Raw genomic sequence first — 11,999 nt, 5'->3', positions numbered from 1 at the left:
CCACATTTTCACTATTATTGGTAAATTAAGTTTTTTTAATTTTTTCTTGCACATTACGTTACGTTATGTGCTATTATACTTAATAGAGGTGAAAGTTTTGAAAGAAGCATTTTATACTACAGGTGAATTTGCTAAAAAAGCAGGTATTACTTTGAGAACACTAAGATATTATGATAAAATAAATTTACTTAAGCCATCATCACATAATCCTTTAGGAAATAGATTATATTCAAAACATGATTTTCCTAAGCTTCAAAAAATATTGACATTAAAGTTTATAGGATTATCTCTAGATGAAATAAAAAATATAATGACTTCTGATGTGTACGATGAAAGTTTAAGAAAATCTCTTGAAATCCAAAAGGAAATAATGAAAAGGAAAGTTCATCATATAAATACTGTAATAAGTTCTATAGATGAAACCTTGGATATGCTGGATAACGAAAATGATTTCAATTGGGATAAATTCATAAATATAATTAATGTAGTTAATCAGGATAAAAAATGGCTTCTTCAATATGAAAACGCCTCAAATCTCAGAGCAAGAATAAAAATACATGAGCTTTACAGTACAAACAATTATGGATGGATGAACTGGTTTTTTGATGAGCTTACAATTAAACCAAAATCAAAAATATTAGAAGTTGGTTGTGGAGATGGTTCTCTGTGGCTCAAAAATATAAAAAAAATACCAGCTGATTTAGAATTAACTTTAACGGATTTTTCAAGTGGGATGATTAAGGATGCAAAAAATAATCTAAAGGTATTTAAAGGAAAAGCTAAGTTTAAAGTAGTAGATGTTCAAAATATTCCTTTTGAGGATGGTACTTTTGATATAGTAATTGCTAATCATATGCTGTATCATGTTACAGATAAAGAAAAAGCTCTTTCTGAAATATTTAGGGTTTTAAAAGTAGGTGGACAATTTTATGCCTCTACAGTTGGTAAAAAACACCTTCATGAAATGAGAGAAATTGCTGCTAAATTTGATTCTTCACTCTTAAACTGTAAAAGTTGGGATGCTACTCAAAGCTTCCAACTAGAAAATGGTAAAAAGCTTATAGAAAAATGGTTTAGTGAGGTCCAAATTAAACGTTATGAAGATAGTTTAATTGTAACTAAAGCAGAACCTCTTGCAGAATATATTTTTTCTTTACCAGAAATAAAGAGTCTGCTCACAGATAAGAAAAAAATAATTAATTTTTTAAACTTTTTAAGAAATGAAATAGCTAACACCAATGGAATCCACATCACTAAGGATACAGGATTCTTTAAAACAATAAAAAAGTCTTAATTTGAAAGGAAGATAATTAATATGAAAAGTAATAACATTCCATTTTCACCACCAGATATAACAGATAAGGAAATAGAAGAAGTTGTAAAAGTCCTTAAATCAGGATGGATTACATCTGGTCCAAAAGTTGTTGAATTTGAAAAGAAAATAGCAGAATACTGTGAAACAGAAAAAGCAGTTGCAGTTTCAAGTGATACAACCGGTATGGAACTTGTATTAAGAGTAATGGATATAAAAGAAGGAGATGAAGTTATTACAACTCCTTATACTTATGCTTCAACTTCAAATGTAATATGTCATAGAGGCATAAAACCTACATATGTAGACGTTGCTAAAGATAGCTTTTTAATTGATATAAATAAATTAGAAGCTGCTATAACTCCTAAAACAAAAGCTATTCTTTCAGTAGACATAGCTGGACTTCCAGTAGATTATGATGCTATAAGAGCCTTGCTTAAGAAAATTAACAGAGAAGATATTATTTTAATTTCCGATTCCGCTCACTCTTTTGGTGCAAAATATAAAGGAAGAAGAGTTGGAAGTCAAGCTGATTTTCACATATTCTCTTTCCATGCAGTAAAAAACTTCACTACTGCTGAAGGTGGAGCAGTAACCTTTAACAATAATCATTTCCACGGTTTTGATGACCTTTATAAGGTATTTAAATATACTGCTTTAAACGGTCAAACAAAAGATGCTCTTGCAAAGACTAAGCTTGGAGCTTGGCAGTATGATATTTTAACTGATGGTATGAAATGCAACATGACTGACATGCAGGCCGCTATAGGTCTTGCCCAATTTACACGTTATGAAGGAATGTTAAAGCATAGAGCAGCTTTGGTCTCTTTATATAATAAAGCTTTAAGCGACAAACCTTGGGCAATCGTTCCTTGCCTCAAGGATGCTTCGCGTGAATCATCTTATCATCTATACTTACTTAGAATAAAAGATTTTACAGAAGAAAAGCGTAATAAGGTAATAGAAATGCTTGCTGAAGTAGGAGTTCCTACTAATGTTCATTATACTCCTATTCCAATGTTCACTTATTATAAATCACTTGGATATTCTATTTCCAATTATCCTAACACATTTGATCAATACAAAAATGAAATTACTCTTCCTCTATATTCTACACTTTCACTTGAAACTGCAGAATACATTATAAATGAAGTAATAAAAGCTGTTGAAAAAGTAAAATAATATAAAAGGAGCGTTTTATAGCTATGAAAGTAGGATTTTATACCTCACAAAGAGAATACACTGAAAAACAAAAAGAATTTGATACAGCTATTCATGATGTTCTAAAAAACGGAATAGCAACTCTAGGACAACAAGTAAAAGATTTTGAAAAAGCTGTTGAAGAATTTACAGGTGCAAAGCATGCTATTGGTGTAGCTTCTGGTACAGATGCACTAGTTTTAAGTTCTGATATACTTGGTTTTAAAGATGTAAAAGAAGTTATAACTTCACCCTTCACTTTTCTTGCATCTGCTTCATGTATTGCAAGACACGGTGGAAAACCAGTATTTGTAGACATTGATCCCGATACTATATGTATTGATCCTAATAAAATAGAAGAAAAAATAACCGACAATACTGTTGGTATTCTTCCTATACATCTTTTCAGTCAGATGGCTGATATGGATAAGATAATGGATATTGCTTCAAGACATGATTTAAAAGTTCTTGAAGATGCCGCTGAAGCCTTCGGAATGAGATGGCAGGGAGCTGGAGATTCTATGAAACATTCCGGAACTATAGGAGATTTTGGTGTATTTTCTTTCTTCCCAACTAAAACTCTAGGTGGTTACGGTGATGGTGGTATGATTATAACTAATGATGATAATTTAGCTGAGCTTGCTAGACAATATAGGGTTCATGGAGCTTCAAAAAAATATCATTATGATAATTTGGGTTATAATTCAAGACTTGATACAATGCAAGCTGCTATACTTCTTGTAAAAATAAAATATATAAAAGAAGCTATAAGTAAAAGAGAAAAAATTGCTAGTTTATACAAGGAAAGGCTTTCTGGGTGTGAACACATAAGATTTCCTAAAATCAAAGGAAATCAATCTCCTGTTTACTACGCATTTAATATATTAACTGATAGGAGAGATGAGCTTAACGCTTTCCTTAAAGAAAATGAAATTGGAACCAGCATATATTATCCAATGCCTCTTCATCTTCAAAAATGCTTTAGTTATCTTGGATACAAGAAGGGTGATTTTCCTGTAGCTGAAAGAATTTCAAAGGAAATACTTGCACTTCCTATTTATCCTGAATTAACTTTAGATGAAGTAAATTATGTATGCGACAAAATATTAGAGTTTTTTAAAAAGTAATAAAAAATAAAGAGTTTTCATTTTAGAAAACTCTTTATTTTTTATCAAATTTTGATTTATATATTCTTCGCTTATCAAGTGACCACACTGGATCTGACATAGTTCCAGGCTCAATATTTTCAATTGCCTTCTGCATATCAAACATAGATGCATCCATATCATCAAGGTGATGAAGAACCTCTGCCTCAGGAAACATTGGCTTTTTAGGACTTCCATAGTCTGCTTCATAGTGATGTGATAAAATCATATGTTCAAGCATCATGGAAATTTCTTTATCTGCACCAACCTTTTCAGCAGCTTTCTTAACCTTTTCAACTCCAAGAACTATATGCCCCAAAAGCTGTCCTTCCGTACTGTAATCAGTTACTATTCCAAGTTCTGAAGATATCATCTCTTCAAGCTTAGCCATATCATGAAGTATTGCACCTGCAAATATTAGATCACTATTCAAAAATGTATATACTTCACAAACCTTTTCTCCTGCTTTAAGCATGGTAGTTGTATGATATAATAATCCACCTCTAACAGAATGATGATTTTTTTTAGCTGCTGGCCAATACATTAATTTATCTCCAGCATCATCAACAACTTGAAACACAATATTTTTTATATCATCATTTTTAATTTTGTCAATATACTCAAGTATAAGTGCATACATTTCATCAGATGAATATGGTGCGGATGGAACAAAATCAGATATTTGAACATTATCCTCTGGAACTGCCTCTCTTATTTTGTCTACCTTAAGCTGAAGATTATTTTGCCACTCAATTACTGCCGCCCTAACTTTAACTAAAGCATTTGCAGAATATTTATTTTCATCTTCTCCTTGTACATCCCATAGCTTTCCGTTAATATCGCCAGTTTTATCTCCAAAAGTAATGTCTAAATACTTCTTATTATTAGAAGAAACCCTGCATTCTACAGATTTTATTATAAAAAAACTCTCAATTCTATTACCAGATTTAAATTGATTTATTGTCTTTTTTTCCAAAGATACTCCTCCAATCATAAAGTCAACTAAGTTTAATTAAATTATTTACATTTTTACAGTAATTCCATTATAAAATAAATATAAATATTTTTCCTTAACCTTAATACCAGTTATAGTCTCAAGTGCAGCACCATAATAATCTATTTGCATTTTATACCGCTTTTTAATGTTATCCATATCTTCATCTGTAACATAATCAGTTTTATAGTCTAAAAGCACAATTCCATCCTCTTCTTCAAAATACAGGTCAATTATACCCTGAACAATTATATTTTCATTTTCGTATAAATCTTTTTCTAATTCCTTGTATATATCTGTACTTTTAATCCTAACTTGAAACGGAAACTCCTTATATACCTTTTCGGCAGCAAGAACTCTTTTTCCTATGTCGCTATTTAAAAACTTAAGTATTTTTTTTGCATTTACAGTTTCTGCTTGTTTATCAGTTATTATTTCACTTGCTACCATGTTATCAATTTGAGCTTTTATACCTTGCATATCTATTTTACCACCATCTGCATAAAAATTTAAATGCTGCATTACAGAATGAAATACCGTACCCTTTTCTGCAGCGGTAAGTCCTTTAATTTGCTCAAGAAATGTTGGTTTTTTAGCTAGTGATGGCATAAACATCCTTACTCCATATTCCTCTTCTTCAGAAAATTGTCTTTTTAATTCTGTAACAGAAAGTAGTGATGGTAGTTTAGCGGCTTTTTTATATTTATATTTGTAATTGAGTCTTCTTTCTATTTCACCATAATAGCAACTTTCATGGGGCGAATTTTTTATTTCTTCAAGCTTTGTATAAAATAAGCCCAATTTATCTAGTTTTTCATCTTCTTCGTTATTCCATAATCCTATTGCTTCACTTCTCTTTAAAAGAGATACTTCCCATTTAGATTCATCACAAATAAAATTGCTATTTTCTATTTCTTTTCCTGCAGCTTCCCTTAAAATTGAAGCATCCTTATGCCTTATAAGTGACGTACATATCCAATCTAAATAACTCTTACCCTTAATTATTACATCTTCTGAAATCTTCTCACTGCTGATATTAACTGCACTGGCCCATTTTAAGGCAGCTTTTTCAAGGTTAGCTGTTAAACCTGTTATTATGAGTTTTTCTTTTGCTCTAGTAAATGCAACATACAGTATTCTCATTTCTTCTGATAATGTTTCCAGCTTTATCTTGTTTTTTATTGCCTCTTTCATAAGTGTTCCGTATGAAACTCTCTTTTCTAAATCAACATAATCAGGTCCAAAACCAAGTTCATTATGAAATAGTATAGTTTTATTCATATCCATTAAATTAAAATTCTTTCCAGCTCCAGATACAAACACTATTGGAAATTCAAGACCCTTGCTCTTGTGAATACTCATTATTCTAACAACATCTTCATTTTCTCCAAGTATCTTTGCACTTCCCATATCACCACTGCTGACTTTTATTTTATTTATAAAGTTTATGAAGTTAAATAAACCTTTATAACTGGTTTCACTATAAACCTTTGCCTTTTGAAAAAGCATTCTCAAGTTTGCCTGTCTCTGCATTCCACCTTTGACTGCCCCAACATATCCATAATACCCAGTTTCAGTATATAAATGCCATATAAATTCATCTATTGGCATGTATAAGGCTTCTTTTCTCCACCTAATTAACTTATCAATAAAATAGGATATTTTCATGCAAAGTTTATTTTCCACTTTCTCATCGCATGCTTCTTTACCATTTAGAAATTTTTCATAAAAGGTATCTCCTTCAAAAGACTTTATATCTATTAACTCTTCCACTGAAAACCCGCCTATAGGAGACCTTAATACTGCAGCAAAAGGTATATCCTGCATTGGATTATCGATTACCTGTAAAAGAGAAAGCATGGTTTTTATTTCTGGATTTTCAAAATAACCTGAATTTGAATCAGCAAATACAGGTATACCCATTCTCTTTAATTCTTCTGAAAAAACAGTTGACCATTTCTTTGTTGAACGTAAAAGTATGACAATATCCTTGTATCGAGCCTTTCTATAGCTGTTTTTTTCTTTATCAAATACAAAAAAGCTTTTATCTTCTTCGCTGTTTTGTACCATATCAAGTATCTTTTTTCCAACCACTCTAGCTTCAAGCATTATATCAGAAATATCTTCTTCATCTTCCTCTTGTGTTTCTTCTTTACTTTTTTCAATAACATAAAGTTCTATATTTCTATTTATCTTTTCATTTTCTAAATCAAACTCCTTATAATTAGCACCAAGATTTAAAAATTCTGAAACAGTATAATCCATTTCCCCTACAGTAGGTGACATTATCTGTTTAAAAATAAAATTGACACCGTCTAATATTTCCTTTCTACTTCTAAAATTTTTGTAGAGAAGTATCTTTCTATTTTTACAATTTTCATCTTTCTCATAAGTATTATACTTTTCAAGAAATAGCCTTGGATTTGCCTTTCTAAACCTATATATGCTTTGTTTAACATCTCCAACCATAAATAAATTAGGATTGTCTGTATACTTTTTCGATATTGTTCCCATTATTACTTCCTGCACAAGATTACTATCTTGATATTCATCTATTAGTATTTCATCATACTTTTCTCTTATCTCAAGAGCTGCCCTAGAAGGTTTTATATTGTTTTCCTCATCCTTTTCAGTTAAAATATCAAGACACATATGCTCAAAATCGTTAAAGTCTATTGTATTTTTTTTACTTTTATTTCTCCTGTACTTTTCATTAAATTCAATTACAAGCTCCCCGAGCGCCTTCATAAGTGGATACAGCTTGCTTATTTCATTTTTGATTGAGGTTCCATCCCTTGACGTTATATTCATAGCTATATCGTTTAGCTTTTTCTTTACATTATCCCTTATATCTTTAACTAACTTTTGCTTCTCCTTATTAACGTCTTTACCGCATCTTTTCAAAGTGTTAAAAGAAACACCGCTTAGAGCCTTATAGAGCTTATTATAATCATCACAGCTACTTATAAGATTATCTAGCATATTAAGTTCCTCTTTATAGGTTTGAGCATAGCTTTCAAGTGTTGGCTCATTTTCTATTATGTTAAGAGCATTAAAAGAAGCACGCTTCAATCCAGCTAACTCCATTTTTATATTTGCAAGCAAAACCTGTGCCCATTCTGACTTTCCAAATTCAAAGTTTTCATCTATATTAAATTTTTCAACCATAGAATTAATCCATTCATAAGGCCAAGGATTGCTCATAGCAAAATTATATAAATTCATTACAGTTTCAAACAATACGGAATCATTTTTATTACTGCAATAACTTTCTAAAAGTTGAAAAAACATAGAATTACTATTTTCTTGAGCTTTTAAATATTTTTCATCAAATAATTCCTCAAGAGTTTCATTTTTTAAAAGAACCATTTCAGTTTCATCACCAACTCTAAAGTCCGGATCTATATCTATATAATGAAAATTGTTCTTTATTACATCAAGGCAAAAAGAATGTATAGTTGTTATTTTAGCTTTATTTAAAAGTGCAAGCTGCCTTTGAATTGTTTTAGAATTTGGATTTTTATAAAGCTTTTCTGAAATTGCCTTTCCTATTCTCTCTCTCATTTCTGATGCCGCCGCATTTGTAAAAGTAACAACTAAAAGTCTGTCTATATCAACTGGATTTTCTTCATCGGTTATTATCTTTATTATCCGCTCAACAAGTACTGCAGTTTTACCAGAACCAGCAGCTGCTGCTACAAGGAGGTTAGAGCCCCTTGAATTTATTGCCTCAAGTTGTTCATCAGTCCACATACTTTTACTCATTTTCCTCCTCTCCTTTTTCACTTTCAATAAGCTTCCAAACCTCATCATCCTTCTTATCATCTATATATCTATAATTGTTGTCTTCAAACTCCATATCAAACCTGCAAATTGAAGAATATATACAATATTCACAAGGAGTATTTTCCTTCTTTTTATAAGGATTTATTTTTATATTCCCATCTATAAGCTTATTGCAGTTTTCCATTATTACATTTCTTACATGACTTATTAAAAGCTCAAACTGGCTGCTACTAATAGCTGAAGATTTTCCAAGATTTCCATCCTTTTTTATGGAAGCTGGTATAATTACAGAACTTCCTTCCATTTCCTTATCCATTTCTTTTATTATATCTGGATCAGAAAGTAAAAGTCCCTTCATTTTAAAACTTTTTAATATTTCTTCTCTTATCTCTTCATCTGTCATATCCTTTTTATTCTTTACAACAGGATTATCCATCTTGAGATAAAGTGCACCCGCTGGAAATATATTTTCACCCTCATTCTCCATTATTGCATCCAAATACAATAAAAGTTGAATTTCAAGACCATAATATACATCTGATAATTTAAATATTTTATTTCCAGACTTATAGTCAATAATTCTTATATAGGTTTTGCCATCCTTCTCAAGCATATCTATTCTATCAATTCTACCTGTTAAAACCACTTTTCTTCCACCGTCAATTTCCACTATTATTGGCGGATAATTACCTCCGTTTTCAAAAGAAACTTCATAACCAACTGGTGCAAAATTTCCTCTCTTAAAATGCTCTGTAACAATTTCAGAAGTTTTTAACAGAACTCTTTTTATTCTCCCTGTAAAATAAGCATTTTTAGGAGAGCTATTAAATATAGAGTTATCATTATTTCCTATTTCCCTAGCAACGATATCTGATATAATTCTTTCCCTAATTTTTTCATCCACATCTTGCCACTTTATATCGTTTTTCTTTATTTCAACACAGAACTCATCTATTACCTTATGCATAAAAGAACCAATATCTGGTGCTGTTAAATTAAACATTTTTCTTTCCTTGAGCTTTAACCCATATTGAACATAATAAGCAAAAGGACATGCAATATATTTCTCAAATCTAGATACACTCATTTTAGGATTTGTTCCATAAAGCTTTTCGGCTTTCTCTTTGCTTATTGAATCAACTTGATTTGTATAAAACATTCCAGATAAAATATTTTCAGATATATTAGCCCACTTTTCATCTTTAGAATAATATCTATACACATCTCTCCAAAGCTCACTTCTATAATTATCATCAATGCTTTTTCTAAAAGCAAATACCATTTCATTAAAGGTTGGTATTTGTGAGGAAATTAAGTTTACATTTTCTTCGTCATCTTCACTTTTTATAATATCACTTTGTACATTCATTAGCGGGAACAAGGTTTTTAATCTATTTATTATTATTGATGGTCTTAAAGATTTCCCTTCAATATCTGACATTGGATAACTTACAATTAAATTATCAGAACAATTAGTAAGTGTTGTATATACTAAAAATTGCTCTTCAAAAGCCCTTGTTTTTGTATCCTTTGCAAGTTCAACACCTTTTTCTAAAAGTAAATTTCTATCATTATCCGAGAGTATGCCTTCCTCAAGTCCTGCTGATGGAAAAATCCCATCATTTACACCAACTATAAACAAATTTTTAATGCAATGACTTTTTAAACGACTTACACTTCCAACTATAACCTGATCAAGTGAGGAAGGTATTAACCCCATTTCATGCTCTTTAAAACCCATTAAAAGTATTTTTGAAAACTTATCAAGATTTACCTTTTCATCTCCCATTACTTCTACAATCTGATTCATGAGTTCCATTATTACATTCCAAATTTGACTGTATATATTAGCAAGTACTTGCTTTCCCTCTTCTTTAAACTCACCTATAAGCTTTTCAACCTTTTCTGGAGCATCTATCTCATTTAAAAACTCAAATAAAGCAGTGCATATTTCAGCTGCAGTATTTCTTCTCACTATTTTTTCTCTAAAATTTTTAAAGGGTTCAATTATTTTTTTTCTTATATCATTAATTCTAATTAATTTCTGCTGAGTCTCTTCGGAACATTCTCTTTCAAAATCATTATCATAAATATTATAATCCCAGCTATCCATAAGAACCCATTTTTTTCTGCCTTTTATTCCTGCTGCAAGAACATAATTTTCTATTAAATCTATGTCTTCTGCTTCTATATTTGAAAAGCCAGATTTAAGATATCTAAATACTGCTTCGTAAGACCAGTTTTTAACAAACACTTCCATTATTGAATTCACTAAAACTACAAGATTATTATCTTCTATGCTTCTTTTTTGGTCCATAAAATATGGTATTCCATATTCTTTAAAAATAACAGAAACTACCTTTTCATAGCTTTCAAGATTTCCTGCCACTACAGCTATATCATTTAATCTATAATCTTTGTCCCTACAAAGCGATATTATCTCCCTTGCAACACCTTCTATCTCAGAAAAACTATTGGCCGAATTATATATCTTTATATTAGATGTTTTTTCTTTAAATATTTCATATGGAAAAGCATATAAATTGTTTTCAATAAATGCCAGTTCTTTATTTTCACTAAACCTAGGAAAAGGCTTTTTATTAAGAAATACTGGTTTTTCAAGTTTTATATTATTTTCAGCAGCTATTTTAAGTATTTTATTTTCTGTGCTTTCTGTTACCGAAAAAATATCTGCTCCCGTAAACTTTCTTTCTCCATCCATACACAAAGTAATATTTACTCTAGAGCATTTTTTCATAAGCTTTTCTATTATGCTATATTGTTGAGGAGTAAAACTTGAAAACTCATCTATCCATACTTCAGCTCCATTAAAGGCAGTTGTGTAATCAATTTTTTCTCTCAATACTGTAAGATCATCGTCTGGATCAATATAATTTTTTTCCATAAGATTATTAAATTCTCTATAAATAAGGCTTAAGTCATATAATTTATTTTTAAGCTCTTCATTTTCTATTTTATTTATTACATTCACTAAGATATCCGGGGTAACTTCATATTTTTTAAATTCACTTATGCTTTCTGCTACAGTATCTACAAAGCCTTGTTTTCGAGCTGCAGCACTAAAGGTTTTAAGTTCTTCCTTATACTTATCCATTATGTGATATATAAGCATATTTCTTCCTGCAGAATTTAAATGACTTCTAGTTACTCCTCCAATTTCACTAAACACTTTATAAGCTAATCTTTTAAAACTGAGTACTTTTACTCTAAGAGCTGCTTTTTCACCTATAACATTTAATATATTTTTTTCAGATTGAAACGAGAATTGTTCCGGTACAATGAAAATAAGAGGCATATTGCCTCCATCCTTTACTTTCTTATTCATATTTTCTATACAAAACTGGCTTTTGCCACTGCCGGCTCTTCCATAGATAAATCTCAAGCTCATGAGCAACACACCCCTTATCAGTTAACAATACACAATTCACAGTTCACAATTAGTGTAGATTTATTTCCTTACGCCAAACAAATCTTTAAATTTTCTATGTAAGCAAAAATTATCCATAACCGTATACTTTGAATTGTGAACTGTGAATTATTT

At 30.4% G+C, this 11,999-nt stretch carries 6 protein-coding genes; 3 read left to right on the top strand and 3 right to left on the bottom strand.

What is annotated here, in order from left to right; translation table 11 throughout:
• Nucleotides 1-88: 88 nt before the first annotated feature.
• From ACJDT4_RS15270 to ACJDT4_RS15260, 3 genes are read left to right on the top strand one after another with little or no spacing between them, the layout of a single operon-like run.
• Entirely contained in the window at nucleotides 89-1,294 is a 1,206-nt protein-coding gene (locus ACJDT4_RS15270; RefSeq protein WP_406788436.1) for a MerR family transcriptional regulator, read from the top strand.
• A gap of 21 nt (nucleotides 1,295-1,315) precedes the next feature.
• Nucleotides 1,316-2,494, top strand: coding sequence for a DegT/DnrJ/EryC1/StrS family aminotransferase (locus tag ACJDT4_RS15265; RefSeq protein WP_406788435.1), 1,179 nt, complete (start codon nucleotides 1,316-1,318; stop codon nucleotides 2,492-2,494).
• A 23-nt stretch (nucleotides 2,495-2,517) separates the two neighbouring features.
• Nucleotides 2,518-3,639, top strand: a complete 1,122-nt coding sequence (locus ACJDT4_RS15260) for a DegT/DnrJ/EryC1/StrS family aminotransferase (protein WP_406788434.1) — start codon at nucleotides 2,518-2,520, stop codon at nucleotides 3,637-3,639.
• A 34-nt stretch (nucleotides 3,640-3,673) separates the two neighbouring features.
• Here the strand turns inward: ACJDT4_RS15260 and ACJDT4_RS15255 are convergent, their stop codons facing one another.
• The 3 genes from ACJDT4_RS15255 to addB are packed head-to-tail and all read right to left on the bottom strand — an operon-like array spanning nucleotide 3,674 to nucleotide 11,846.
• On the bottom strand, nucleotides 3,674-4,633 hold the full coding sequence (locus ACJDT4_RS15255; protein WP_406788433.1) for a 3'-5' exoribonuclease YhaM family protein: 960 nt from the start codon (nucleotides 4,631-4,633) through the stop codon (nucleotides 3,674-3,676).
• 45 nt (nucleotides 4,634-4,678) lie between these two features.
• Nucleotides 4,679-8,416, bottom strand: a complete 3,738-nt coding sequence (gene addA, locus ACJDT4_RS15250) for a helicase-exonuclease AddAB subunit AddA (protein ID WP_406788432.1) — start codon at nucleotides 8,414-8,416, stop codon at nucleotides 4,679-4,681.
• Nucleotides 8,409-11,846 carry a helicase-exonuclease AddAB subunit AddB gene (addB, locus tag ACJDT4_RS15245; RefSeq protein WP_406788431.1) on the bottom strand — a complete coding sequence of 1,146 codons (3,438 nt, stop codon included), beginning with the start codon at nucleotides 11,844-11,846 and terminating at the stop codon, nucleotides 8,409-8,411. The genes addA and addB overlap by 8 nt, the downstream gene beginning before the upstream one ends.
• Between the last annotated feature and the right edge of the window lie 153 nt (nucleotides 11,847-11,999).

The organism is Clostridium neuense (assembly GCF_045310695.1).
GTDB classification, from domain to species: Bacteria; Bacillota; Clostridia; order Clostridiales; family Clostridiaceae; genus Clostridium_S; species Clostridium_S neuense.
Note: the sequence above shows the minus strand (reverse complement) of the source record. Positions and strands in the feature narration are given on the sequence as shown.

Coding starts and splice junctions, on each gene's coding strand:
- ACJDT4_RS15265 (WP_406788435.1), top strand. CDS start 1,316: ATGAAAAGTAATAACATTCCATTTTCACCACCAGATATAACAGATAAG.
- ACJDT4_RS15260 (WP_406788434.1), top strand. CDS start 2,518: ATGAAAGTAGGATTTTATACCTCACAAAGAGAATACACTGAAAAACAA.
- addA (WP_406788432.1), bottom strand. CDS start 8,416: ATGAGTAAAAGTATGTGGACTGATGAACAACTTGAGGCAATAAATTCA.
- addB (WP_406788431.1), bottom strand. CDS start 11,846: ATGAGCTTGAGATTTATCTATGGAAGAGCCGGCAGTGGCAAAAGCCAG.